Consider the following 23,312-nt stretch of genomic DNA (forward strand, 5'->3'; position numbering starts at 1 on the left):
CCCTCCGGCACAATGAACATCGTCGGACGTCGAACGAGTTGCCGCCCAATGTAATCCGCAACCCGACCGAGGAGAGTCCATGCCTCAAGTCCACGCTTCGACGCCCGACCCACGTGACCCGGCGACCATCGACATCGATCGCGCGATCGAGTTGGCGGTCGAGATCGAGCGGCACCGGTATCTGCTGCACCGCGCGGTGGAGGACTACCGGTTGCGGGTCAGGCGGCGGTTCGAGCATTTGGACCCGCCGGAGCTGGAACTGCGCCTGCGTCAAGCGGAGCAGTTCATCGAGGCGCTGATGATCGACCCGATCAGGCACGGTGCGCTGGACTTGGTCGCCTACCGGGCAATTCGGGACGGTGCACCGGTCGTGTTCGATGCCGAGCGCCGGACGTATGTCCTGCGTCGGCACGGGCAGGCTCCATTGCCTATCCGCCCTGGCTTGCCGGAGCATCGGCTGGGTGTGATCGCCCGGCTGGCGGGGATCGGCCTGCGTCTGGAGGAGATCCAGGTGGTGGCGCTCACGACGGCGCAGACAGTCGCTCCGCACGAAGCGGCCGAGCGACCCGAGGAGGTGCCCGAGGTGCAGCGCGGAACGACGAAGCCTTCACGGGGGATTCGCAGGCCGCATCGCCGAAAGCGCCCTGCGGGGCGTTGATCAGAACCACAAACGACTGCACCCCAACCGGAAACCGGTTGGGGTGCAGTCGCGAATCAGCTCAGCAGATGCCGATCAGGCGTTGCCGGACAGCTTCTCACGCAGAGCCGCCAGTTGAGCGTCGCTGGCCAGCGAACCGCCGGCGGGCTCGGCCTGGCTGGCGGAGGACTGCGAACCGCTCTCGGAGGAGTAGTTCGACGCGCCGCCGCCGTTCGCGGCCTCGGCCGCGGCGTCGGCCGCCATCTTCTCCATCTGCGCGGTGTGCATCTTGTGGCGACGCTCCGCCTCGGCGTAGCGGCCTTCCCACTCCTCGCGCTGCTTGTCGAAGCCCTCGAGCCACTCGTTGGTGTCGGGGTCGAAGCCCTCGGGGAAGATGTAGTTGCCCTGCTCGTCGTAGCTGTCGGCCATGCCGTACTTCGACGGGTCGAACTCGGCGTGGTAGTCCTCGTTGGCCTGCTTGAGGCTCAGCGAGATCCGGCGACGCTCCAGGTCGATGTCGATGACCTTGACCATCGCGTCGTCGCCGACGGCCACGACCTGGTCGGGAACCTCCACGTGGCGCTCGGCCAGCTCGGAGATGTGCACCAGGCCCTCGATGCCCTCCTCGACGCGGACGAACGCGCCGAACGGAACGAGCTTGGTGACCTTGCCCGGCACGATCTGGCCGATCGCGTGGGTGCGGGCGAACTGACGCCACGGGTCTTCCTGGGTCGCCTTGAGCGACAGCGAGACGCGCTCGCGATCCAGATCGACGTCGAGCACCTCGACGGTGACCTCGTTGCCGACCTCGACGACCTCGGACGGGTGGTCGATGTGCTTCCAGGACAGCTCGGAGACGTGCACCAGACCGTCCACGCCGCCCAGGTCGACGAAGGCGCCGAAGTTGACGATCGAGGAGACCACACCCTTGCGGACCTGGCCCTTCTGCAGCTGGTGCAGGAACTCGCTGCGCACCTCGGACTGGGTCTGCTCCAGCCACGCGCGGCGGGAGAGCACGACGTTGTTGCGGTTCTTGTCCAACTCGATGATCTTGGCTTCGATCTCCTTGCCGACGTACGGCTGGAGGTCGCGGACCCGCCGCATCTCGACGAGCGACGCGGGCAGGAAGCCGCGCAGGCCGATGTCGAGGATCAGGCCGCCCTTGACGACCTCGATGACGGTGCCCTTGACGGCCTCGTCCTTCTCCTTGAGCTCCTCGATGGTGCCCCACGCACGCTCGTACTGCGCCCGCTTCTTCGACAGGATCAGGCGGCCTTCCTTGTCCTCCTTGGTGAGAACAAGGGCCTCGACCTCATCGCCCACGGAAACGACCTCGTTGGGGTCGACGTCGTGCTTGATGGAGAGTTCACGAGAGGGGATGACGCCTTCGGTTTTATAACCGATGTCGAGCAGGACCTCGTCGCGATCGACCTTGACGATGGTTCCTTCGACGATGTCGCCGTCGTTGAAGTACTTGATCGTGGCGTCGATGGCGGCGAGGAAATCCTCGGCGGAGCCGATGTCGTTGACGGCTACCTGCGGCGAGGTGACGGTGGTGGGCATATGTCGGTTTGCTCCGGACGGATTGTGGTCGGTTGCGGACATTGGAACTTTCGGTACGCTGCGATCTCACCGCGAGGTGTGAAGACGGACACTTAGGAACGTACCGCACGCGACGCGCGTGAAACTCAGCACGGGTTGAACTCCGGTACGGCTGTACGGAAGACACTCGCGCGTTCAGCGTACGCGACCTCGGTCCGGGCGGGCAAACCGGTCGGGTCGCCACGCCGATAGTCTGATCGGCGTGTCGGAAGATCGCCATGCGCAAGCAAACGCACTGCTCGGAACGGCGGGAATAGCGCGAACCCGGATCGGATCGGCGGCCAGCAGGCTGGCCAGCCGACGATGGTGGGACGCCGATGCCGCCCAGTACCACGAGACGCACGCGGAGTTCCTCGGCGTGGAGTCGCCCGGCGGCGAGTTCGTCTGGTGCCCGGAGGGCATGCACGAGGGCGACATGCGCTTCCTCGGCGACGTCACCGGCAAGCGGGTGCTGGAGATCGGTTGCGGCTCGGCTCCGTGCGCGCGCTGGCTGGCCGGGCAGGGCGCGCGGCCGGTCGGGCTCGACCTGTCGCGCGGCATGCTCGAACGGGGGCTGGCGGTCATGGCGCGCGGCGGGCCGCGGGTGCCGCTGGTGCAGGCGGACGCGGAGGCTCTTCCGTTCGCCGACGCCTCCTTCGATCTGGCCTGCTCGGCGTTCGGCGCCGTGCCGTTCGTCGCCGATTCCGCGCTGGTGATGCGCGAGGTGGCGCGGGTGCTGCGGCCGGGCGGGCGCTGGGTCTTCTCGGTGAACCACCCGTTGCGCTGGATCTTCCCGGACGATCCCGGTCCGGCGGGGCTGACCGCCACCATCCCGTACTTCGACCGCACCCCTTATGTCGAGGTGGACGGCGACGACGTGCCCACCTACGTCGAGCACCACCGGACCATCGGCGACCGCGTGCGCGAGATCGTCGCGGCGGGATTGGTCCTGGAGGACATCGTCGAACCGGAATGGCCGGAATGGCTCGATCGCGAATGGGGACAGTGGAGCCCGATGCGCGGCGAACTCTTCCCCGGCACGGCGATCTTCGTCACGAGGAAGCCGTGAGCTTCGGATGATGCTCGTCGACCAGCTCGAGGATCGAGACCTCGTGCGTGACCAGCATCTCCTGCGACCGCGGCTGACCGGCGATCTCGCGCAGTCGCTCCCGGAACGCCTCGGCCGCGGCCATGCTGTCGAAGTCCACGTCGACGAGCACCCGATTGGGATAGTGCGTGAATCGCTGCACCCGGCAGTTGCGAGCCCCCGCCTCGGCGAGGAAATTGTCGAAGGCGTCGAACATCGGTTTCCACGTCTCGTAGTCGCGCACGACGTGGTCGATGTGCACTGTCGCGGCCATCTGTGTCCCCTTTCCGTGGGTACGGCCGAAGTTGCCGACACTTAGCAGTCTTCGCGCCGATCGGGCGGGGCACCATCTCTGATCGGTCTCGGAGTCGCGTCACTGCGACTTCGGTTTGCGCCCGGCCTGATCCAGCGCCAGGCGCAGCGCGTACTCGATCTGGGCGTTGATACTGCGCAGGTCGTCGGCCGCCCACTTCGCGATGGCGTCGTGGACGGCCGGGTCCAGGCGTAGCAGCAGTCTCTTGCGCTCAGCCACGGGCCGCCCGCCTCAGGAGTAGAGCGAACCGGCGTTGACGACAGGCTGAGTCGGACGGTCACCGCACAGCACGACGAGCAGGTTCGACACCATCGCCGCTTTGCGCTCCTCGTCCAGCTCCACCATGCCTTCCTGCGCAAGCCGCTCCAGAGCCAGGCCGACCATGCCGACCGCGCCCTCCACGATCCGGGTTCGCGCGGCGACCACCTGGGCCGCCTGCTGCCGAACCAGCATGGCCTGGGCGATCTCGGGCGCGTAGGCGAGGTGGGTGATCCGCGCCTCCAGCACCTCGATGCCCGCCATCTCGGTGCGGTCACGCAATTCCACGGTCAGCTCCTCGGCGACCTCGGCGCCGTCACGCAGGCTGGTGCGGCCCGCCTCGTGCGCGTCGTAGGGATGCGTCGTGGCCAAGTGCCGCACGGCCGCCTCGGACTGGGTCTCGACGTACTCCTCGTAGTCGTCGACGGCGAAGGCGGCCTTGAAGCTGTCCACCACCCGGTAGACGACCACCGCGGCGATCTCGACCGGGTTGCCGTCGGCGTCGTTGACCTTGAGTTTCTGGGTTTCGAAATTCCGCACGCGCAGCGAGATGCTCTTGCGGTCGGTCAGCGGGAGCACCGAGAAGAAGCCCGGTTCGCTCACCGAGCCGACGTAGCGGCCGAAGAACTGCACCACCTTGGCTTCGTTGGGGTTCACCACGGTCAGGCCGGTCGCGAGCAACAGCAAGACGACCACCATCACCGTCGCGGCCACCGCGCCGGCCACGGCGAGGCCGTTGCCGTGGCGGGCTCCCGCGACGAAACCGAACGCCGCGGCGGCGCCGAACAGGAGCGTGAGCACGAACCATCCCAGCAGCACCAGAAAGCCGTTCAGGCGGAACGCGGATCGAAACTGCATGACATCCTCCCAATATCAGAGTGATATCACGAAGATAGCATGCTGCCGCCGCGCCCCACCAGGCAGCGGCGGCGGCGAACTCACCGGGCGTCCGGCCGGATGTTGCGGTTGAAGCGGAACAGGTTGCGCGGATCGTGCTGCGCTTTGAGCGCCGCCAGCCGGGCGTAGGTGTCGGGCCGAAAGCCTGCGCGGGTCTGCGCCTCGTCCGCCTCGGCGCCCGCCCCGTAGAGGAAGTTGAGGCTGTGCCCGAGAGTCCACGGCGCCAGCGCGGCACGGATATCGGCTCGGGTCGCGGCAGCCTCGGGGCCGGTGATGATCCGGACGACATAGGAGGCCTCACGATGGTCCACCGCGATTCCGGCGTCGCCCGGGCGGGCCGACGCGCCACCGAGATGACGGATGTCGACCACCGCCCCCGCGCCGGATTCCGGCCCAGCGGCAGCCAGCAAGGCCGCGGCGGCGTCCTCGGTGAACTCACTCAGCAGCGCGTTGGTGGCGGCGTAAGCGTGCGGGTGATCGGGGTCGCTGTGAATGGTGTGCGACTCGGTGTACGGCATCGTGCGCAGGTCGTCGGTCAGCCGTTCGCCGACCGCACGCAGCGGTGCGATCAGCCGTTCGGCTTGCTCGGCAGGCCCGTTGTACGCGATCCGGATCGAGGCGACGTACCGTCCGCGCAGTTGCGCGGGCACCGGCGGGATATCCGGGAATGCGAGCATGGCGACCGTCGAGGTGAGTTCCTCCGGCACGGTCGCGGTCCATTGCCGCCACGCGTCCAACGCCCGCTCCACCAGCGGCGTGTCGAACACCAACTGCCCGCCGTACACCGTGGTGACCGGGACCAGACCGACCTCGAGGCCGGTCACGACACCGAAGTTGCCTCCGCTGCCGAGCACGGCGCCGAACAGTTCGTCGCCCGGCGACAGCGTGCGCACCCTGCCGTCGGCGGTGACCAGCTCGATCGCCCGCACGTGCTCGGCGGCGTACCCGAACTGACGCGCGAGCAGTCCGACGCCGCCACCGAGCAGATAGCCCACCATCCCCACCGACTGCGACGAGCCGTTCAGCGGCGCCAATCCGTGCTCGGCCGCCGCGTCGACCAGCGCGCCCGCGCGGACCCCGGCGCCGATGTGGGCGGTCCCGCGTACGGGATCGATGCGGATGCCCGCCAACCGGCGCGTGCTGATCAGCACTCCCCCGTCGGCCGCGACCGACAGCCCGTGACCGGTCGCCTGTACCGCGATCGGCAACTCGTGCCGCGCCGCGTACTCCACGGCAGCGCGCACGTCCTCGGCGTGCGCAGCGCCGACGATCAGGGCGGGGCGATGCGTGTAGGCGGTCTGGAAACCGGCGATCTCCGCGTCGTAGCCCGCGTCGCCGGGACGGAAGATCGGGCCGGTGAAAGCGTCGAGGTCGATGGTCTCTGCTATGTGTCCCATGGCTTCGACGATTCCCCGACGAGTTCAATAAGTAAAACAGCCAGCTTTTCTACTTCCTATAATTGCTAGTTATGGAATTGCGGCAGCTTCGCTACTTCGTCACGGTGGCCGAGGAGGCGAACTTCACCCGCGCGGCGGCGCGGCTGCATCTGACCCAGCCCGGGCTCAGCGCCCAGATCCGTCAGTTGGAGCGCGAGCTCGGCCTGCCACTGCTCGACCGTGGCGGGCGTACGGTCACACCGACCGAGGTGGGCGCGGCCGTGCTGCCGCACGCGCGGGCGGCGCTGGCCGCCGCCGAGCGGATCACCCACACGGCGGACGAGTTCACCGGGTTGCTCCGCGGACAAGTCCGGCTCGGGCTCATCTCGGGGGCGGCGGTCGAGGAATTCGACGTCGCCGCGGTGCTCGCCGATTTCCACCGAGACCACCCGCAAGTCGGCATCAGCCTGACCGAGGACACTTCGGAGCGGATGCTCGCCGCCCTCGACCGGGGCGAACTCGATATGGCTCTGATCGGAATGACCGGCGCGGACGTCGGTCCCGGCATCGGTATCGAGGTGCTGCTGGAGACCGCGGTGGTGGCGGCGGTCGCGGCGAGGGACCTCGGCGACGGCGCCGAGATCCCGGTCAGGGCGCTGCGCGATCGTCCGCTGATCTGTCTGACGCCGGGCACCGGCATCCGCGCCGTCTTCGAGCGAGCCTGCGCGGCGGCGGGTTTCGAACCCGCCGTCGCTTACGAGGCGGCGGCGCCCGCACTCCTGCTGCGGTTGGCGGCACGCGGTCTCGGCGTGGCCGTGGTGCCCGATCTCACCGCCGAGGAGGCCGAGGCTTTCGGAGTGCGGACCATGCGCATCGTGGAACCGGAAGTGCGCGGGCGTCTCGCGCTGGCCTGGCGCACCGACCGTCCCGCGAACCCAGCCGCCGAAGTGCTGCTCGGTCAGCTGCGAATCGCCCTGCGCGTCGACGAATGAACCGACCGGCCCGCCGGAGTGGCAAGCGCCCGCCGCGACCAGGGCCGTCTCCGGCCGCCGTGCGGGACGAAACAGCGCGGACAACGTGGTCGACCCGATCGCGAGTGTGCGGCGGTGGTGGGGCGTCGTCGGTGGAGTGAGCGGTGGATCTCCGCGGCGTCGAGTTCTCAGACGCTGGCGATGGTCTCTATGAGGCTTGCGAAGCTGTCTCTGCCGTGGCCGGCTTCGATGCCTCTGTGTGTAAGCGATCTGATGAGTTGGGGCAATTCGGTGTTGATGCCGCGCTGTCGGGCGGCGTGGATGAGGTGGTCCATGAGGGGCGCGTCGAGCTCGAGCCATTCCTCGTCGCCGGGGTACCGGCCGTTGTCTATCTGCTGGGCGTGCGATGATTTTTCTCATCGCGGCCCGTCTGAAGTCGTATGCGCTTGATTGGTAAGAACGCGGTGGTGTACGGAGCGGCAGGCAGTATGGGCGGGGCAGTGGCGCGGGCGTACGCCGGCGCAGGGGCACAGGTCTATCTGGTCGGGCGCACTCGGGCGACGCTGGAAATCGTGGCCGAGGAGATCAGGGCATCCGGCGGTCGCGCGAAGGTCGCAGAGGTCGACGTGTTCGATCGAACGGCTGTAGAGGCTCACGCAGACGAGATGATCGAAGAAGCCGGCTCGCTCGATATCTCCTTCAACGCGGTAGGCATGAAGGCAATCCAGGACGTGCCGCTGGTCGATATGGACCTCCAGGACTTCATGATCCCGATCATCGAGGCCGCGCGTTCACACTTCATCACCACGACCGCGGCGGCACGCCGGATGACTGCGCGGGGTAGCGGGGTCATCGTCCTGCTATCCGCTACCGCAGCCGCTGAATATCGGTACCGCATGGGTGGATTCAACATCGCTTGCGCCGGCATCGAGGCCCTCAACCGCAGCCTCGCTGGCGAAGTCGGCCGGTACGGGGTGCGCGTCGTATGCATTCGCTCCAACTTCGCCCCGGAGACCGTCCCCGGCCTGTCCGAGAACGACCCCTCCCTGCAGACCTTGATAGGCGATACCCGACTCGGGCGACTTCCCCGCCTCGCCGAGGTGGCCGACGCGGCGGTATTCGCCGCGTCCGACATGGCAGGCGCCATGACCGGCGCGGTCCTCAACCTTTCGTGTGGCGCCCTCGTCGACTGACTTCGAGACCGGGAGGCCTTCCGGGACCTGGTGCCGGATACCGCCCTCGTCGGTGACGGAAATCAAAGCAGTCGTGAAAGGAAGGCCTTCGTGCGCTGCTGGCGTGGATCGGCCAGCAGCTGCCGAGGCGGTCCCGCCTCCACGACCACGCCGCCGTCCATGAACGCCAGTTGATCGGCCACCTCGCGGGCGAATCCCATCTCATGGGTCACGACGACCATCGTCATGCCCGAGCGAGCGAGTTCGCGCATGACCGTGAGGACTTCGCCGACCAGTTCGGGATCCAGCGCGGAGGTCGGCTCGTCGAACAGCATGAGTTTGGGGTCCATGGCCAGCGCGCGGGCGATCGCCACGCGCTGCTGCTGACCGCCCGACAGTTGTGCCGGGTAGGCGTTCGCTTTGTCCGCCAGGCCGACCCGGTCGAGCAATTCCCGCGCCCTGGTCACCGCGTCGGCCTTGCGGACCTTCTTGACCTGGGTCGGCGCCTCGATGATGTTCTCCAGCGCGGTCCGATGCGGGAACAGGTTGAAGTGCTGGAACACCATGCCGATCTCGCGGCGCTGCTTGGCCGCGTCGCGCGGGTGCATCTCGTGCAGCTTGCCGTTCTTCTCCCGGTAGCCGACGATCTCGCCGTCGACGTAGAGCCGGCCCGCGTTCACCTGTTCCAAGTGGTTGATGCAGCGCAGGAAGGTGGACTTTCCCGAGCCGGACGGCCCGATGAGACACAGCACCTCACCGCGGCCCACCTCGAGCGAAACGCCCTTGAGCACCTGCAGCGCCCCGAAGTTCTTGCAGACCCGGTCCGCCACGATCATCGGAGGGGAGGTGGTCTTCTCGACGTCCACGCTCATTTCGCCTTCTCCACCTGCTGGGCGTCGGCGAGTTCCTGCAGCTGCTTGGCGGTCAGCCTGCGGGAGACGCCGCGCGAGTAATAGCGCTCCAAGTAGTACTGCCCGACCATGAGCACGCTCGTGATCGCCAAGTACCAGGTGGCGGCGACCAACAGCAGCGGAATCGGCTGGAAGTTCACGCCGTAGATATCGCGTGCCCGGCCGAAGAGGTCGGTGCTCAGCGGGATGCCGGTGACCAGCGAGGTGGTCTTCAGCATGCCGATGAGCTCATTGCCGGTCGGCGGGATGATCACGCGCATAGCTTGCGGCAGCACCGTGCGGCGCATGGTCTGATTCCAGGACATGCCGAGCGCGAACGACGCCTCCCGCTGCCCCTCGCCGACGGAGTTGATCCCGGCCCGGACGATCTCGGCCATGTAGGCGGCTTCGTTGAGGCCGAGGCCGAGCACCGCGAACGTGAACGCGGCCTGCAGTTGCTGCACGTCGAGTTGGAAGAACTGCGGCCCGAACGGAACGCCCAACTGGATCTGGCTGTAGAGCGAGGGGACCAACCCCCAGAACACCAGCTGCACGAACACCGGGGTGCCGCGGAAGATCCAGAGGTACACCCACGCCGTGGCGCGCAATACCGGGTTCGGCGACAGCCGCATCACGGCCAGCATCGTCCCGAGCGCGACCGCGATCGCCATCGCGCACACCGTCAGTTCCAGCGTCACGATGGCGCCCGCGGTGATCCGGCTGTCGAACAGATACTTCCAGTAGGTGTCCCAGCGATAGGCCGGGTTCGTCGCGGCGCCGTAGACGAACAGCGCCACCAGGACGAGGATGACCGCCGCCGCTATCCAGCGCCCCGGCCTGCGCAGCGGAACCGCTTTGATCGGCTCCGGCTCCCGCGTCGAATCCACTCCGCCGGGCCCGGGATCACCGGGCGCAGGCCGAGTGTCGTTGTCCGCCATCGATCAGCTCACGGCGCCGTTGATGACGGACGTGGTGATGGCGCCTTCCTGGACACCCCAGTTCTTCGTGATCTCGAGGTACTTGCCGTTGTCGATCAGGTGCTGGACGGCCTTTTGCAGCACGGCGGCCAGCGGCGCGCCCTTGGGCACCGCCCAGCCGTAGGGTGCGGAGTCGAACACCGGCCCCGCGGTCTCGATCTTGCCGCCGCTCTGCTTGATCGCGTACGCGGTCACCGGGGAGTCGGCCGACATGGCGTCGACCTGACCGAGAACCAGCGCGTTGGTCGCGGCGCTCTGCTCGTCGAACGGCTTGATATCGATCGCGGGCTTGCCCTCCGCGACGCACTTGGCGCTCTTGGCGGGCACCTCCTCGGTGTGCTCCACGGTCGTGGCCTGGACGGCGACCTTCTTGCCGCAGGCGTTCTCCGGGTCGACCGGCTTGCCCTTCTGCTGGGCCCACTGGACACCCGCGTTGAAGTAGGTGGTGAAGTCGACCTGCTGCTCGCGTTCCTTGGAGTCGGTGATCGATGACATGCCCACGTCGTAGGTACCGGCCTGGATGGCGGGGATGATCTTCTCGAAGGCCGACTCGACGTATTCGGCCTTCACGCCGAGCACGGAGGCGACCGCGTCCATCAGGTCCACGTCGAAGCCGACGATCCGGCCGCTGGCGTCCCTGTACTCGTTCGGCTGATAGGGGACGTTCACGCCGACCACGAGTTTGCCGGACTGCTTGATCTTGTCGGGCAGCTGCGCGGCGATCTCTTCGACCTTGTCCACCTGCACCTTGGCCACCGAGGGTCCGGTTTCCTCGGTGTTGGTGGTACATCCGGTCAACACGAGCGCGCCCGCGGCGAGCGCGCCCGTGGCGGCTCGCAGGACGCGCCTGCCGAGAAACGATCGATCAGACACAGCAGTCCTCCACATTTTTGCTCCACGCAACCCGGGCGTCACCACCCGTTTGGCAATCTAAGCGACCGGGACGCTCCGCGCTGGACAGTAATGCAACAGCAACACGAAACCGCCGCCGGTCCCGTGCCGCCGCACCGGCCCGACACCCTACCCCGTTGCCAGCTGACCTGCGGGTTCGGGTTGCGGCGGCCTGGTCGGGCGCGACACCGGCGTGGATCCGCGTTCCGTCCCGGCACACCCGCTCGGGCTACCAGCGATGCACCCTGGCGCACACCTGTTCGGTGAACTCGCTGGTCGATGCGAGTCCCCCCAGGTCGGCGGTGGCGATGCCCGCCTCGAAGGTCGCGGCGACCGCCCGCTCGATCCGCTCACCCGCCCGCGCCAGGGTCACCTCCGCGTCCCGGGTCGCCAACCAGCGCAACAGCATCGCCGACGACAGCTGCAACGCTGCCGGGTTCGCGCGGTTGTGCCCGGCCAGCGACGGCGCGGCCCCGTGCACCGCCTGGGCCATCGCCGTGGTGGCCGAGCAGTTGAGCGACGCGGCCAGGCCGAGCGACCCGCTCAGTTCCCCGGCCAGGTCGGACAGGATGTCACCGAACAGATTCTCGGTGACCAGGACGTCGTAGTCGGCGGCGGCGCGGACGAGATGCGCCGCCGCCGCGTCGACATGTTCGTCGTCCACCTCGACGCCCGGGTACGCGAGTCCGACCTCCCGGCAGACGTCGCGGAACAGTCCCATCGTCAACGGCAGGACATTGGCCTTGTGCACGATCGTCACCCGCTTGCGTCGTGTCGTGGCCAGCCGGAACGCCTGATGCGCGATCCGCTCACAGGCGGCACGGGTCACCAGCCCGACCGACATCGCGATATCGGGCGTGGGCCCGAACTCGCCCACTCCGGCGAACATGTTCCGGTCGGCGTAGAAACCTTCGCTGTTCTCCCGGACGATCACCAGGTCGATGCCCGGCGCCGCCGCGTGCACACCGGCGAACGCCCGCGCGGGACGGATGTTGGCGTAGAGGTCGAAACGCTTGCGGATCACGCCGCCCGGCGCGATGCGGTGTTCGGCGGGATACGACGCGTTGTCGTGCGGGCCGAGAATCCACGCGTCCACCCCGGCCAGCTGCTCGAGTGTCTGCTCCGGCAGCGGGGCGCCGAATTCGGCGATGGCAGCGTGGCCCATGGCCAGCGGCACCCAGTCGACCGGCGCGGCGCCCACCGCCGACAACGCCTCGTCGACCACCTGCCTGGCGGCTCGCACCACCTCGGGGCCGATGCCGTCGCCGTCGATCAGGCCGAGCCGCAGTGCCCGCCCCTCCCGGGGTTGATTCACGTCGTTCACCGGGACATCCTCCCGCCGACATGCCCGGGTGCCGGAACCGGCCCGCGGCAACGCCGGATGCGGTTACCTTCGGGGACCATGGTGCAGTCGGTCGAACTACTCCTCGACGAGGCCGCCGACACCGAGATCCGCCGCCAGTGGCAGATGCTCGCGGAGGCCGGTGTGGCGAGCCTGGCCGCGCGCACCGACGAGTCCAACCGTCCGCACATCACCGCCGCGGTGGCCAGGCAGATCTGGCCGCGCATCGAGCAGGCCCTGGACGAGCTGGCCTTCGCGCCGATCCCCGTGCGGCTCGGCGGACTGGTGGTCTTCGGTGCGCGCCGTCCGATCCTGGTGCGACTGGTGGTGCCGTCCGAGGCGCTGCTCGCGTTGCACCGGCGGATCTTCCACACGATTTCCCCATGTCCCGGCGTTCCGGCCAATGTGCACCCGGACGCGTGGACGCCGCACATCACCCTGGCCAGGCGGGTGCCCCCGCACCTGCTCGGCGAGGCGATCCACGCCGTGGCCGGTGACCGGGATTTTCCGGCGACGGTGCTGGGTATCCGTCGGTGGGACGGGGATCAGCGGCGCGAATGGCCGGTCGGCCGGATCCGCCGTGGAAGATAACCGAGGAAGCCCGCGTTGTAGCAGGCATACCGAGACGAGAGGATGTCATGGCCACCCAGACGCTGACCCAGCACAATTTCGATGAGGTAGTCACCGGAAACGACGTGGTACTCGTCGATTTCTGGGCCGATTGGTGCGGTCCGTGCAAGAGTTTCGCACCGACTTTCGAGGCCTCCTCCGACAAGCACCCCGACGTGGTGCACGGAAAGGTCGACACCGAATCCGAGCAGGGCCTGGCGGCGGCTGCCAACATCCGCTCGATCCCGACCATCATGGCCTTCCGGGAGGGCGTGCTGGTGTTCGCGCAGCCCGGCGCATTGCCGCCCGCCGCGCTCGAGGATCTGGTGACCCAGGTCAAGGCGCTGGATATGGACGAGGTGCGCAAGCAGCTCGCCGAGCAGCAGGCGGCTGCCGAGAACCAAGCCGGACAGTGATCCGCGCGGCGCGGTGAAACACTGCGCCGCAACGATTTTCACTCGGGCCCGGGGACGGACGCGCGGGAGCGAAGTCCGCGTCCGGGCCCGCTCCCCACGGTGACGGGGGCGGCAGGCTGCCTCCCCGCGGTCCGTGCGTGATCTCAGGACACGCCGAGCAAGTTGACGCCCGCGATCATGGCGCGAACCGTCGATTCCGCGCCGTCATCGGCGATCGCCGCGCCCCAGCCGCGCCTGCCGTTGCATTCGCACCGCACGAAGGTGGCGGTGCCGTCCGCGGTGCGCCGCTGGTGGAATTGCAGAATCTCCACGGGGTAGCCCTCCTCGTAGAGAGCCGAGGTCATCGCGGCGACCGGGCTGCCGGTGGCCACGACGGTCCGCAGATGGTCGGCGAACTCCAGCGTGGCGGTGAACTCCGCGGTGCGCGCGCCCGCAGGAGACCACTCACCGAGGCGGATCGGACCGCCGTCCGCGCAGTAGCGGCTGTGGAACTCTGCCGAGGTCAGCCCGGCGGCTTCGGCGCGTAAGCCCTTGGGAGCGGCGGCGTGGAACATGTCTGTATCAAGAGTAAGGATGGTCATTGAAAGTAGGTCTTCCCGGAGAATGTCGTGGTTCAGTTGACAGAGGGGACCAGCACTAACAAGTGGAAAAGCCCGCAGCGAGGGGGCCGGCCCGAATCAGACCCCGCTACGGCGGGGTACTACGAGGACTCGGGGACGCGGCGCCACCATCGCGGTGAGCGGAAGTAGCTCGGCGCGAACCTCGGGCTCGAAGGCGGTAGCCTGCGTCACCACGGAGGGCCCGATGAGCGACGCCGAAAGCAGAGCGCTGTCGCGGTCTGCGACGGTGAGCGCTGCGCTGCGGCGGTCGGCGGGATTCGGCACGGCATCGAGAATAGGGACATCGCGACGCAATAGCAACCACATTCGATGCCCGATTTGTCTACTGACGAGTACCGTTCGTGCAGTTCAGGCCGCTGCGGGCGGAACGAGGGTAGCGTCGGTGACATGGGTCTCCTCGTCGCGATGACCATTCCGGGTCTGGCCGTCCTGCTCATCCTGTTCGCCTTCGCCGAAGTCGCCTGGAACAAGCTCACCGGTAGCCGCGCGCTGCCCTGGACCCGCAAGCGGTCCGGCCGCCCGGTGGCGGCCGCAGGCTTCGAAGAAGTCACGGCGGTTTTCCAAGGCGGCAAACACCACGAGTTCGAGCAGCGGCTGACGACACTGATGCACCGCGAGGACAAGTCCGACGGCGCGCCGCCCCGCGACGAGGTAGATCTCGCCCACGGTTCGGCCCGCCTGGTCGGGCAGCGGCCTTCGGGAAGCCGGACTTCGTGAACATGGTCGGCCGTAGGGAGATCCGGGCGCCGTCTTCCGGATCGCACTGTGCGGGCGGATTCGCCCCCTAGCGGGGAAGAACCTCGTTCAGCTTGCCGGTGGCGACATCGAAGACGAACCCGCGGATCGAATCCTTGTGCGGCACGAACGGGCTGGCGACGATGCGCGCGATCGATTGACGCACATCGGTTTCCAGGTCCGAGAACGCCTCCGCCGCCCACTCGGGCTTGATCCCGGTCTCCTCCTGGATGCTCGCCTTGAAGTCGTCGTCGGCGAAGGTGAGCATGCCGCAATCGGTGTGGTGGATCAGGATGATCTCCCTCGTGCCGAGCAGCCGCTGGCTGATGGCCAGCGAGCGGATCTCGTCGGGAGTGACGACGCCGCCCGCATTGCGGATGACGTGCGCCTCGCCTTCGGCGAGGCCGAGCGCGCCGTAGACGTTGAGCCGCGCGTCCATGCACGCGACCACGGCCACGCCCTTGGCGGGCGGCAGCGGCAGCGGGCCTCGGAAGGTGCTCGAATAGGCGGCGTTGTTCTCCAGGTACTCGTCGGTGACAGTCATGGGCCATCCCCTGCGCTCGGTATGCGTGAATCCCTCTGTGTGATCAGCCCAACGGTAGGTGGCCGCGCAGTATGGGACAGGGGTCCCGTTCACCGTGATTCATTCACTTGCACGCGGCGGCCCGATGATAGCTCGCCGATTGCCCCATGCCGGGCCCGTGCGGTCGGGCCCGGCATGTCCGGTGCGGTGCGCGGAGCCGGTCAGTGCGCGGCGGAGTCCCAGCTGTGGCCGACGCCGACCGAGACCTCCAGCGGCACCGAGAGGGCGATGGCGGAGGACATCTGTTCGCGTGCCAGCGCCTCGAGCACCTCCCGCTCGCCGTCGGCTACCTCGAACAACAGTTCGTCGTGGATCTGCAACAGCATCCGCGAGCGCAAACCGGCCTCGTTCATGGCCCGGTGCACGTTGATCATCGCCACCTTGATGATGTCGGCCGCGGTGCCCTGGATCGGGGCGTTGAGCGCCATCCGTTCTGCCGATTCCCGGCGCTGCCGGTTGCTGGAGTCCAGGTCGGGCAGGTAGCGGCGGCGGCCGAACAGCGTCTCGGTGTAGCCGACCTTGCGCGCCTGCTCCACCACCTCGTACAGGTAGTCGCGGATGCGGCCGAAGCGGGCGAAGTAGACCTCCATCTGCTCCTTCGCCTCGGTGGTGCTGATCTTCAACTGCGCGGACAGACCGTAGGAGCTCAATCCGTAGGCCAAGCCGTAGGACATCGCCTTGATCCGGCGGCGCAGTTCCGGACCGACCTCGGAGATCGGGATGTCGAACGCTTTCGACGCCACGAAAGTGTGCAGGTCCTCACCGGAGTTGAACGCCTCGATCAGCCCCTCGTCCCCGGACAGGTGCGCCATGATCCGCATCTCGATCTGGCTGTAGTCCGCGGTCATCAGCGACTGGTAGCCGGAGCCGACCACGAATGTGTCGCGGATCTGCCTGCCGGTGTCGGTGCGGATGGGAATGTTCTGCAGGTTCGGTTCGGTCGAGGACAGCCGACCGGTGGCCGCGATCGTCTGGTTGAACGTGGTGTGGATGCGACCGTCCTCGGCGACGCACTTGAGCAGGCCGTCGACGGTGACCTTCAGGCGGGTGGCGTCGCGATGCGCGAGCAGATGCTCCAGGAACGGGTGCTGGGTCTTCTCGTAGAGCGACTCCAGCGCGTCCGCGTCGGTGGTGTAGCCGGTCTTGGTGCGCTTGGTCTTCGGCATGTCCAGCTCGTCGAACAGCACCACCTGCAACTGCTTGGGCGAGCCCAGGTTGATCTGCTTGCCGATCACCTCGTAGGCCGCCTCGGCCGCCTCTGCCACCCGGTCGGCGAACTGCCGCTGCAGCGTCGCGAGCTGGTCGGTGTCCACCGCGATGCCCGCCTCCTCCAAAGCGGACAGCACACCCAGCAGCGGCAGCTCCATGTCCGCCAGCAGCGGGATGGATTCGATCTTCGCCAGTTCCTCGTCGAGCGCGTCGGCCAGGTCGGCGACGGCACGCGCGCGCAACATCTGCGCCCGCGCCAACTCGGCGTCGACGGCGTCCTCCTCGTCGAGCAGTGACAGCTGCGCGGTCTCGCCGGCCTCGGCGCGCAGCTCTCGGTGCAGGTAGCGCAACGACAGGTCATCGAGGTTGAAGGTGCGCTGACCGGGGCGGACAAGATACGCCGCCAGCGCGGTGTCGCTGGTCAGCCCGCCGAGAGTCCAGCCGCGACCGCGCAGCGCGTGCAGGGCGGCCTTGGCCTCGTGCAGTGCCTTCGGCACGGCCGGGTCGGCGAGCCAAGCGCCCAGCGCGGCTTCGTCTTCCGGGGTGAGCACCGTGACGTCGATGTAGCCGCTTTCGCCGTCACCCGCCGCGATGGCCAGCGCTCGGACGTCACCACCGGCCGGAGAGCCCGTGCCGACGATCGATACACCATGGCGCGCACCGGCTTTCGCATGCTCGGCCAGCCAGCCCGCGACCGCGCCGATCTCCAGCGCGCCGCCGCTGATCTCGAATCCCGACTCCGCCTCCGGCTCCGGCGGCGCCAGCGTCTCGAACAGCCGGTCGCGCAGCACGCGGAACTCGAGATCGTCGAACAACTGATGGATCTTCTCGCGATCCCACGGCCCCTGCGCCAGCTGATCGGGGGTGTAGGGCAGCGGCACGTCCCGCATCAGCTCGGTGAGCTGCCGGTTGAGCACCACGCTGCTCAGATTCGCCCGCAGCGCGTCGCCGACCTTGCCTTTCACCTGGTCGACCTTCTCCACCAGGACGTTGAGGTCACCGTACTCACGAATCCACTTGGCGGCGGTCTTCTCCCCCACGCCGGGAATGCCGGGCAGGTTGTCGCTGGGGTCGCCGCGCAGCGCCGCGTAGTCGGGGTACTGGTTCGGCGTGAGGCCGTATTTGGCCATCACCTCTTCCGGAGTGAACCGGGTCAGGTCCGATACGCCTTTGCGCGGGTACAAGACGGTGACGTTCTCGTCCACCAGCTGGATGGCGTCCCGGTCACCGGTGACGATGAACACGCGGAAACCCGCGGCCGTCGCCTGCGTGGTGAGCGTGGCGATGATGTCGTCGGCCTCGAAGCCCTCGATGGCCATCACCGGGATGCCCAACGCCCCGAGCACGTCCTTGGTGAGCTCGACCTGGCCGCGGAACTCGTCCGGCGTGGTGGTGCGATTGGCCTTGTACTCCGGGTACGCCTCGGCACGGAAGGTCTGGCGCGAGACGTCGAACGCCGCGGCAACGTGTGTCGGCTTCTCGTCGCGCAGCAGGTTGATCAGCATCGCGGTGAAGCCGTAGACCGCGTTCGTGGTCTGCCCGGTGACCGTCTTGAAGTTTTCCGCCGGTAGCGCGAAGAACGCGCGATAGGCGATCGAATGCCCATCCAGCAACAGCAGCGTCGGCCGGTCCCCCGAACCGGGATCGATGGAGCCGGACGCGGGGGCAGGACGCGGAGCGGTCGTGGGTGAACTCACGCCCCAGAGTCTAGGGACCGGCACCGACAAGGCCATACGCCGACACCCGGCTGACCGACGGTCGGCGGCGCGCCGATCCCACCTGCGGCCCGGTCGGTACGCGGACCGCTCATTCACCCCTCGCCGTGCGGGTTGAAATGCGATGATAGAGACAGACTTCCATAAGGAGCCGCCATGAAATCGCCCGCCGAGATTCCCCCGGTTTCCGCTCCGGCATCCGCGCTCGACCTGGCCCTGGAGCGATTGCACGCTCCGCGAGCCGCGGACTGCGCGGCCTACGCCCACAGTTCGAACGGGCGCGCGGTCACCGCCGTCCGCGCCCCACGACAAGACCGGTAATCCGGATACAGAGATGTCGGCGGATCTGCCGTGGCCGGGCTTCTCCTCGGCTCCGGCGCGGCCGACCGGCGGATTCCGTCCGTTACGCGAGTTCGTTCTCAAGGTTCAGTCCCGGTGCAATCTGGACTGCGACTACTGCTACGTCTATCACTTGGCGGATCAGTCGTGGCGCAACCAACCGCGCGGTATGGCGCCGGAAATCGTCGCCGCTGTCGGCGACCGCATCGCCGAGCACGCCCGTACACACGATCTGGACAGTGTGACCGTCCGGCTGCACGGTGGAGAACCTCTGCTCGCAGGCCCTGACTACCTTGTGCGGATCGTCGACGAGCTGCGCCACCGACTGGCGCCCACCCGTGTCGTCGCTTCGGTTCAGACCAACGGCGTGCGGCTGGACGCGGTGGCCGCCGACCGCCTGATCGCAGCCGATATCGGCATCGGGATCAGCCTGGACGGAGACCGGAAGGCCAACGACCTCCACCGGCGTTTCCGTAACGGCAGGTCCAGCTACGACACCGTCGTGGCGGCGATCGAGCTCATGCGTGAGCCGGAGCGGAGCGCGTATTTCAGCGGCGTCCTCTGCACCATCCAACTCGAGGCCGATCCGCTCGACGTCTGGCGGGCTTTGCGGGATAGGAATCTGCCCGCGGTCGATTTCCTGCTCCCGCACGGCACGTGGGAGAACCCGCCGCCCGGTCTGGTTCCCGGCGACGGTCGTACTCCGTACGCCGACTGGCTGATACCCATCTTCGATGAGTGGTTCGATGCGGCCGAATGTCCCTGCGGGGTACGTATATTCGAGGATTTGGTGCATCTGGTGCTCGGTGGTACCGAAAGCTATGAATCGTTCGGGCTGGATCCGGTGGCGCTCGTGGTCATCGAGACCGATGGTTCATACGAACAGGTGGACAGCATGAAAGCCGTGCACGACGGCGCAGCGGCCACCGGCCTGCATGTCCTGCGGCACGCACTCGACGACGTGCTGCGACTACCGTCCTTCGTAGCCAGGCAGCAGGGAATCGACGCGCTGTCGCCCATCTGTCGCTCCTGCGCACACCACCGGATCTGCGGTGGCGGCCTCTACCCCCATCGGTATCGGCCGGAGAACGGGTTCGGCAATCCGTCCGTCTATTGCGCCGACCTGTTCGCCTTGATCACTCATATAGAGCAGCGGGTTGCCGACGGCTTGGCGCGGCGCGGGACCTCACTCGCCGCAATCCGCGCCACCCGCAGCAGGTAGCAGCCCTAGCTCCCGTGCCCATCCTCCGAATCGACCCCCAGTTCGCGCAGGCGCGCACGCACCTCGTCGGCACGGGGTGAACCCGATTCCACGTAAACGGCCAATGCTTGGAGCAGCGCGCTCTGCGCGCCCACCTGGTCGCCGAGCAACCGCCGGGTCTCCCCGAGGGCGTAAAGGGTTTCCGCCTCCCCGAAACGGTCGCCGCTCATCCTCCGCACCGCCAGCGCCTCTTCGTAAGTATCCGCGGCCTCCCCGTACCGGAGCATGGCCTGCAGGGTGGTACCCAGGTCGTGCAGTACGTTGCCCTCGGTGTGCGAGTCGATGCCATGACAAGCCGCGAGAGCATCCCGGTAGAGCCGTTCCGCCGCCGGGTAGTCACCGTGATCGAAGCGCGCACCGGCGAGGACATCTCGCAGCACAATGGCTTCGTTGCGCCGATCGCCGATCGCGCGCCAGATCGCGAGGGCCTGTTCGCCCAGCTCGCTGGCATAGTCGGGGCGGTCGAGCTCGCGCGCGGCCTCCCCGAGGTTTCCCAGCGCCATGCCCTCGCCGATCCGGTCGCCGATCTGCCGGTTGATCCGCAGCGACTGCTCGTACGCCGACCGCGCCTCTTCGAAACGGCCGACCTCGACCAACGCGCCACCCAGACTGGTCAGGCACCACTGCTCGGCGAAGGCGTCTCCCGCCTCCCGCGCCGCGGTCACGGCGAGTTCACTGGTCGTCAGCCAATCGTCGTGGTGACGGCGGATCTTGTAGAAAGTCACCGCGGCCAGCGCCAGCCGCCATGCGACGTCCGGCATACCGTCCGTACCGGCGGCCCGTATCGCCGCGACCAGGTTGGCTCTCTCGCTGTCACACCACTTCAGAGCATTGTCGTAGTCGCCGAACTCGGTGGTCGGAGTGCCGGGGCCGGGCGGCTCGAGCGGCACATGCCGACGCAGCGGCGCCAGCAATCGGTCGGCGGCGTCCACGGTATGCGCGTACCAGTCGAGTTCCCGAGCCAGCGCAGCGTGACGCGCTCCGTCGGGCTCGTCTTCCGCGGCTCGCTCTGCCGCGTACTCCCGCAACAGGTCCAGCAATCGGTAACGATTGCGGGACAGGCGCTCCAGCACACTGAATGCCACGAGGGAGTCCAGGATTCGGCGGGCTCGATCCGCCGGAACACCCAGCAGCGCCGCCGCGGCCGTGGTGCTGAATTCATCGCCCGGATGCAAACCGAGAAGCCGGAATGCACGGCGGAGATCATGGGGCAGATTCCGGTAAGACCAGGAGAACACCATCCGTACCTCCGATGTCGGGTCACCGTCCACACCGGCCAGTGCGTCCAGCCGGTTCCGTTCGTTCGACAGCTCGGCCGCGAGCTCCCCCAAGGTCATGCCGGACACGGCGGCGTGCTCCGCAGCGAGCTTCAGCGTCAGCGGCAGATGCCCGCACATCCGTGCGACCTTCGCCGCCGCGGCGCTGTCCTGCGAGCCGGTCGCGGTCCTCAGCAACGTCTCGGCGTGGGCCGGCATCAGTGGCCGTAACACCAGCCTGCTCGCATCGTCCCGTACCACCAGCCCGGACAACGGGCTTCGTGACGTGATCACGGTCGCGCAGCAAGGCGGCGGCAGCAGCGGCCGCACTTGTTCCGGAGTCAAGGCATTGTCGATGACCACCAGCACGCGCCGCCCATCGAGCAGCGCGCGGTAGCGCTGCGCCAGCCGCTCCACGTCCAGCTCCGGGTCCCCGTGCGCGGTGTCGTCGAGGGTCCGCACGAAACGATCCAGGGCCTCGTAGGCCGTCGATGCCGGCATCGCGCTGTACCCGTGCAGATCCAGATACAGTTGCCCGTCCGGGAACTCCGCGCGCAGCGCGTGCGCCACCCGGACCGCCAGCGTCGACTTTCCGACACCGGGCGGACCGCTGATGATGCCGATCGAGCGCGCGCACGTTCCGTCACCGCGCAGTAGTGCGGTCAGCCAGGCGCTGTCCTCGGCGCGATCGGTGAAACCCGATGCAGCGGCCGGTAATTGACGTGGGCGAGGTCTCGAAGCCGGCGCCACGACAGGGCCGCGCATCGCGTCGTCGAGCATCAGCTGGGCGATGGCTTGCGTCAGCGCGGCGTCCAGCTCACCCGGGTCGGCGACGCGGGCGATCGTCAGCCCGGAATCGAGCAGCCGAGCGTGGAACGCGAGCTGGCGGGCGTCGGCCGGCCTGGGTAAATCGTCCGCGACCAAGAACACCAGTCTGCGTTTGCCCGCCGCTGTGGCGGTGTCGAACTCGAGTTCGGTGTAAGAGCGTGACGGGTCATCGGGCACCGGCGAGCCGTAGTTGCTCCCGATGATCCCGACGTACAGATCGGCGAGACCGACCAGCTCCGCGCACACCTGGGCAGGTGGCCGGCCATCGGCGGCGAAGTACTTCATGTCCACCGGCGCATGCCGGAACCTTTTCACCGCTTCCTCGGCCGAGGTGATCCAGGAACGTCCACTCGGCTTGGACCGGAGATCACGAGTGTGACTCAAGAACACCCGCCACGGCCGTCCGACCGCTGTCACCTGTCAACGGTAACCCGCGGGACGCGGTCATCGCCCGGAAAAAGCTTCAGCGGACCGAAGCGGCCTGTGCTCCCGGGCATCGGGAGCACAGGCCGCGCTGGTGAAGACGCCTATCCCACGCCCAGATACGCCGACTTCACCGCGGGGTCGGTGAGCAATTCCGCGCCGCGGCCGGACTTGGTGACCTCACCGGTCTCCATGATGTAAGCGCGGTCGCTGCGGGCCAGCGCCTGCTGGGCGTTCTGCTCCACCAGCAGCACCGTGGTGCCCTGCTGGTTGATCTCGCCGATGATCCGGAAGATCTGCTGGATCACCATGGGCGCCAAACCCATCGACGGCTCGTCGAGCAACAGCAGCCGCGGACGCGCCATCAGTGCGCGGGCGATGGCCAGCATCTGCTGCTCACCGCCGGAGAGCGTGCCGCCGACCTGTTTGCGCCGCTCGAGCAATCGCGGGAAGAGCTCGAACACCCATTCCAGCGTCCGGTCGTACTCGCCCTTCCGCTTGAAACCTCGTCCGTAGCAGCCCATGTCGAGGTTCTCCTGCACCGTCATGCCGGGGAAGACACCCCGGCCCTCCGGAGCCTGGATCAACCCGTGCGTCACCCGCTCGTGCGCCTTCATCCGAGTGATGTCGCGGCCCTCGAACAGGATTCGGCCGCGGGTCAGCGGCAGCAGCCCGGACATCGCGCGCATGGTGGTCGTCTTGCCCGCGCCGTTGGCGCCGAGCAGGGTGACCAGCTCGCCCTCGGCGACGGTCAGCGAGATCCCGTGCAGCGCTCGGATCCTGCCGTAGTTGACGACCATGCCCTCCACTTCGAGCAGCGGAGCACCCGCGGCAGGAGGCTTGTCCGGCGCCTCGGTCACCGGTGGAGTGACCGCCGTCTCGGCGCCCGGCGCCGCCGCCGGTTCCGGACCAGACGGCGCGCTTTC

The 23,312-nt window shown here is 67.9% G+C and carries 25 protein-coding genes; 9 read left to right on the top strand and 16 right to left on the bottom strand.

Translation table 11 applies throughout. The features are described from left to right. Window positions 1-79 precede the first annotated feature (79 nt). Window positions 80-658 (top strand): hypothetical protein, encoded by a 579-nt coding sequence (locus tag M8859_RS24365; RefSeq protein WP_195071667.1) that lies wholly within the window; start codon window positions 80-82, stop codon window positions 656-658. Between the two features lie 75 nt (window positions 659-733). Here the strand turns inward: M8859_RS24365 and rpsA are convergent, their stop codons facing one another. Then, entirely contained in the window at window positions 734-2,200 is a 1,467-nt protein-coding gene (gene rpsA, locus M8859_RS24370; protein ID WP_063022430.1) for a 30S ribosomal protein S1, read from the bottom strand. Window positions 2,201-2,441: 241 nt separating this feature from the next. Here rpsA and M8859_RS24375 point away from each other — a divergent pair, with 241 nt between their 5' ends. Further along, on the top strand, window positions 2,442-3,287 hold the full coding sequence (locus M8859_RS24375) for a class I SAM-dependent methyltransferase (RefSeq protein WP_223517088.1): 846 nt from the start codon (window positions 2,442-2,444) through the stop codon (window positions 3,285-3,287). On the opposite strand, the gene M8859_RS24380 is transcribed toward M8859_RS24375, so the two are convergent. The 4 genes from M8859_RS24380 to M8859_RS24395 form a co-directional block, all read right to left on the bottom strand. Next, window positions 3,271-3,579 carry a hypothetical protein gene (locus M8859_RS24380; protein WP_159923854.1) on the bottom strand — a complete coding sequence of 103 codons (309 nt, stop codon included), beginning with the start codon at window positions 3,577-3,579 and terminating at the stop codon, window positions 3,271-3,273. The two genes, M8859_RS24375 and M8859_RS24380, sit on opposite strands and share 17 nt — an antisense overlap. 99 nt (window positions 3,580-3,678) lie before the next feature. Beyond that, the gene (locus tag M8859_RS24385; protein ID WP_195071670.1) at window positions 3,679-3,837 is read right to left on the bottom strand and encodes a type II toxin-antitoxin system antitoxin; all 159 of its coding nucleotides are present in this window, start codon (window positions 3,835-3,837) and stop codon (window positions 3,679-3,681) included. Window positions 3,838-3,849: 12 nt separating this feature from the next. Beyond that, the gene (locus M8859_RS24390; protein ID WP_159923852.1) at window positions 3,850-4,734 is read right to left on the bottom strand and encodes an SPFH domain-containing protein; all 885 of its coding nucleotides are present in this window, start codon (window positions 4,732-4,734) and stop codon (window positions 3,850-3,852) included. A gap of 80 nt (window positions 4,735-4,814) precedes the next feature. Further along, window positions 4,815-6,170: an FAD-binding oxidoreductase gene (locus tag M8859_RS24395; protein ID WP_159923850.1), complete on the bottom strand. Its 1,356-nt coding sequence runs from the start codon at window positions 6,168-6,170 to the stop codon at window positions 4,815-4,817. A 71-nt stretch (window positions 6,171-6,241) separates the two neighbouring features. Here M8859_RS24395 and M8859_RS24400 point away from each other — a divergent pair, with 71 nt between their 5' ends. Beyond that, the gene (locus M8859_RS24400) at window positions 6,242-7,141 is read left to right on the top strand and encodes a LysR family transcriptional regulator (RefSeq protein ID WP_249644875.1); all 900 of its coding nucleotides are present in this window, start codon (window positions 6,242-6,244) and stop codon (window positions 7,139-7,141) included. A 167-nt stretch (window positions 7,142-7,308) separates the two neighbouring features. On the opposite strand, the gene M8859_RS37715 is transcribed toward M8859_RS24400, so the two are convergent. Beyond that, entirely contained in the window at window positions 7,309-7,512 is a 204-nt protein-coding gene (locus M8859_RS37715) for an imine reductase family protein (protein ID WP_372492939.1), read from the bottom strand. Between the two features lie 48 nt (window positions 7,513-7,560). Between M8859_RS37715 and M8859_RS24410 the strand changes: the two genes are divergently transcribed. After that, complete coding sequence (locus M8859_RS24410; protein WP_283779999.1) at window positions 7,561-8,313, top strand: SDR family NAD(P)-dependent oxidoreductase; 753 nt, start codon at window positions 7,561-7,563, stop codon at window positions 8,311-8,313. A gap of 62 nt (window positions 8,314-8,375) precedes the next feature. Here the strand turns inward: M8859_RS24410 and M8859_RS24415 are convergent, their stop codons facing one another. The 4 genes from M8859_RS24415 to M8859_RS24430 all read right to left on the bottom strand — a co-directional run bounded on the left by M8859_RS24415 (window position 8,376) and on the right by M8859_RS24430 (window position 12,374). Then, complete coding sequence (locus M8859_RS24415; protein ID WP_159924036.1) at window positions 8,376-9,128, bottom strand: amino acid ABC transporter ATP-binding protein; 753 nt, start codon at window positions 9,126-9,128, stop codon at window positions 8,376-8,378. A 32-nt stretch (window positions 9,129-9,160) separates the two neighbouring features. After that, a complete protein-coding gene (locus M8859_RS24420; RefSeq protein WP_195071674.1) occupies window positions 9,161-10,120 on the bottom strand; it encodes an amino acid ABC transporter permease in 960 nt (319 codons plus the stop codon). 3 nt (window positions 10,121-10,123) lie between these two features. Next, window positions 10,124-11,047, bottom strand: coding sequence for an ABC transporter substrate-binding protein (locus tag M8859_RS24425; protein WP_195071675.1), 924 nt, complete (start codon window positions 11,045-11,047; stop codon window positions 10,124-10,126). Window positions 11,048-11,279: 232 nt separating this feature from the next. After that, complete coding sequence (locus tag M8859_RS24430; protein WP_159923840.1) at window positions 11,280-12,374, bottom strand: isocitrate/isopropylmalate dehydrogenase family protein; 1,095 nt, start codon at window positions 12,372-12,374, stop codon at window positions 11,280-11,282. A 78-nt stretch (window positions 12,375-12,452) separates the two neighbouring features. On the opposite strand from M8859_RS24430, the gene M8859_RS24435 reads away from it, so the two are divergent. Together M8859_RS24435 and trxA are read left to right on the top strand one after the other, a co-directional pair. After that, window positions 12,453-12,983: a 2'-5' RNA ligase family protein gene (locus M8859_RS24435; RefSeq protein WP_159923838.1), complete on the top strand. Its 531-nt coding sequence runs from the start codon at window positions 12,453-12,455 to the stop codon at window positions 12,981-12,983. Window positions 12,984-13,030: 47 nt separating this feature from the next. After that, the gene (trxA, locus tag M8859_RS24440) at window positions 13,031-13,417 is read left to right on the top strand and encodes a thioredoxin (protein ID WP_159923836.1); all 387 of its coding nucleotides are present in this window, start codon (window positions 13,031-13,033) and stop codon (window positions 13,415-13,417) included. Between the two features lie 143 nt (window positions 13,418-13,560). Here trxA and M8859_RS24445 read toward each other — a convergent pair whose 3' ends face one another. Continuing rightward, entirely contained in the window at window positions 13,561-13,971 is a 411-nt protein-coding gene (locus tag M8859_RS24445) for a 2-isopropylmalate synthase (protein ID WP_223517100.1), read from the bottom strand. 123 nt (window positions 13,972-14,094) lie between these two features. After that, window positions 14,095-14,301 (bottom strand): hypothetical protein, encoded by a 207-nt coding sequence (locus M8859_RS24450; RefSeq protein ID WP_159923832.1) that lies wholly within the window; start codon window positions 14,299-14,301, stop codon window positions 14,095-14,097. A 123-nt stretch (window positions 14,302-14,424) separates the two neighbouring features. On the opposite strand from M8859_RS24450, the gene M8859_RS24455 reads away from it, so the two are divergent. Then, a complete protein-coding gene (locus M8859_RS24455; protein WP_159923830.1) occupies window positions 14,425-14,754 on the top strand; it encodes a DUF6191 domain-containing protein in 330 nt (109 codons plus the stop codon). A gap of 67 nt (window positions 14,755-14,821) precedes the next feature. On the opposite strand, the gene M8859_RS24460 is transcribed toward M8859_RS24455, so the two are convergent. Together M8859_RS24460 and polA are read right to left on the bottom strand one after the other, a co-directional pair. Further along, window positions 14,822-15,316: a beta-class carbonic anhydrase gene (locus tag M8859_RS24460; protein ID WP_159923829.1), complete on the bottom strand. Its 495-nt coding sequence runs from the start codon at window positions 15,314-15,316 to the stop codon at window positions 14,822-14,824. A 200-nt stretch (window positions 15,317-15,516) separates the two neighbouring features. After that, window positions 15,517-18,261, bottom strand: coding sequence for a DNA polymerase I (gene polA, locus M8859_RS24465; RefSeq protein WP_223517106.1), 2,745 nt, complete (start codon window positions 18,259-18,261; stop codon window positions 15,517-15,519). Between the two features lie 174 nt (window positions 18,262-18,435). Between polA and M8859_RS24470 the strand changes: the two genes are divergently transcribed. After that, window positions 18,436-18,600 carry a hypothetical protein gene (locus tag M8859_RS24470; RefSeq protein ID WP_159923825.1) on the top strand — a complete coding sequence of 55 codons (165 nt, stop codon included), beginning with the start codon at window positions 18,436-18,438 and terminating at the stop codon, window positions 18,598-18,600. 13 nt (window positions 18,601-18,613) lie between these two features. Beyond that, window positions 18,614-19,840, top strand: coding sequence for an FxsB family cyclophane-forming radical SAM/SPASM peptide maturase (locus M8859_RS24475; RefSeq protein ID WP_195071678.1), 1,227 nt, complete (start codon window positions 18,614-18,616; stop codon window positions 19,838-19,840). Window positions 19,841-19,845: 5 nt separating this feature from the next. On the opposite strand, the gene M8859_RS24480 is transcribed toward M8859_RS24475, so the two are convergent. Together M8859_RS24480 and M8859_RS24485 are read right to left on the bottom strand one after the other, a co-directional pair. Continuing rightward, window positions 19,846-22,380: a tetratricopeptide repeat protein gene (locus M8859_RS24480; protein ID WP_249644877.1), complete on the bottom strand. Its 2,535-nt coding sequence runs from the start codon at window positions 22,378-22,380 to the stop codon at window positions 19,846-19,848. Between the two features lie 110 nt (window positions 22,381-22,490). Continuing rightward, window positions 22,491-23,186 carry an ABC transporter ATP-binding protein gene (locus M8859_RS24485; RefSeq protein WP_236565436.1) on the bottom strand — a complete coding sequence of 232 codons (696 nt, stop codon included), beginning with the start codon at window positions 23,184-23,186 and terminating at the stop codon, window positions 22,491-22,493. Window positions 23,187-23,312: the final 126 nt, after the last annotated feature.

The sequence above is a fragment of the Nocardia sputi genome (assembly GCF_023501985.1).

Excerpts from the sequence above, each read along its gene's own strand:
- M8859_RS24365 (WP_195071667.1), top strand. The coding sequence starts at position 80 with ATGCCTCAAGTCCACGCTTCGACGCCCGACCCACGTGACCCGGCGACC.
- rpsA (WP_063022430.1), bottom strand. The coding sequence starts at position 2,200 with ATGCCCACCACCGTCACCTCGCCGCAGGTAGCCGTCAACGACATCGGC.
- M8859_RS24380 (WP_159923854.1), bottom strand. The coding sequence starts at position 3,579 with ATGGCCGCGACAGTGCACATCGACCACGTCGTGCGCGACTACGAGACG.
- M8859_RS24390 (WP_159923852.1), bottom strand. The coding sequence starts at position 4,734 with ATGCAGTTTCGATCCGCGTTCCGCCTGAACGGCTTTCTGGTGCTGCTG.
- M8859_RS24395 (WP_159923850.1), bottom strand. The coding sequence starts at position 6,170 with ATGGGACACATAGCAGAGACCATCGACCTCGACGCTTTCACCGGCCCG.
- M8859_RS24400 (WP_249644875.1), top strand. The coding sequence starts at position 6,242 with ATGGAATTGCGGCAGCTTCGCTACTTCGTCACGGTGGCCGAGGAGGCG.
- M8859_RS24410 (WP_283779999.1), top strand. The coding sequence starts at position 7,561 with ATGCGCTTGATTGGTAAGAACGCGGTGGTGTACGGAGCGGCAGGCAGT.
- M8859_RS24415 (WP_159924036.1), bottom strand. The coding sequence starts at position 9,128 with ATGATCGTGGCGGACCGGGTCTGCAAGAACTTCGGGGCGCTGCAGGTG.
- M8859_RS24420 (WP_195071674.1), bottom strand. The coding sequence starts at position 10,120 with ATGGCGGACAACGACACTCGGCCTGCGCCCGGTGATCCCGGGCCCGGC.
- M8859_RS24425 (WP_195071675.1), bottom strand. The coding sequence starts at position 11,047 with ATGTGGAGGACTGCTGTGTCTGATCGATCGTTTCTCGGCAGGCGCGTC.
- M8859_RS24435 (WP_159923838.1), top strand. The coding sequence starts at position 12,453 with ATGGTGCAGTCGGTCGAACTACTCCTCGACGAGGCCGCCGACACCGAG.
- trxA (WP_159923836.1), top strand. The coding sequence starts at position 13,031 with ATGGCCACCCAGACGCTGACCCAGCACAATTTCGATGAGGTAGTCACC.
- M8859_RS24445 (WP_223517100.1), bottom strand. The coding sequence starts at position 13,971 with ATGTTCCACGCCGCCGCTCCCAAGGGCTTACGCGCCGAAGCCGCCGGG.
- M8859_RS24455 (WP_159923830.1), top strand. The coding sequence starts at position 14,425 with ATGGGTCTCCTCGTCGCGATGACCATTCCGGGTCTGGCCGTCCTGCTC.
- M8859_RS24460 (WP_159923829.1), bottom strand. The coding sequence starts at position 15,316 with ATGACTGTCACCGACGAGTACCTGGAGAACAACGCCGCCTATTCGAGC.
- M8859_RS24470 (WP_159923825.1), top strand. The coding sequence starts at position 18,436 with ATGAAATCGCCCGCCGAGATTCCCCCGGTTTCCGCTCCGGCATCCGCG.
- M8859_RS24475 (WP_195071678.1), top strand. The coding sequence starts at position 18,614 with ATGTCGGCGGATCTGCCGTGGCCGGGCTTCTCCTCGGCTCCGGCGCGG.
- M8859_RS24485 (WP_236565436.1), bottom strand. The coding sequence starts at position 23,186 with ATGGTCGTCAACTACGGCAGGATCCGAGCGCTGCACGGGATCTCGCTG.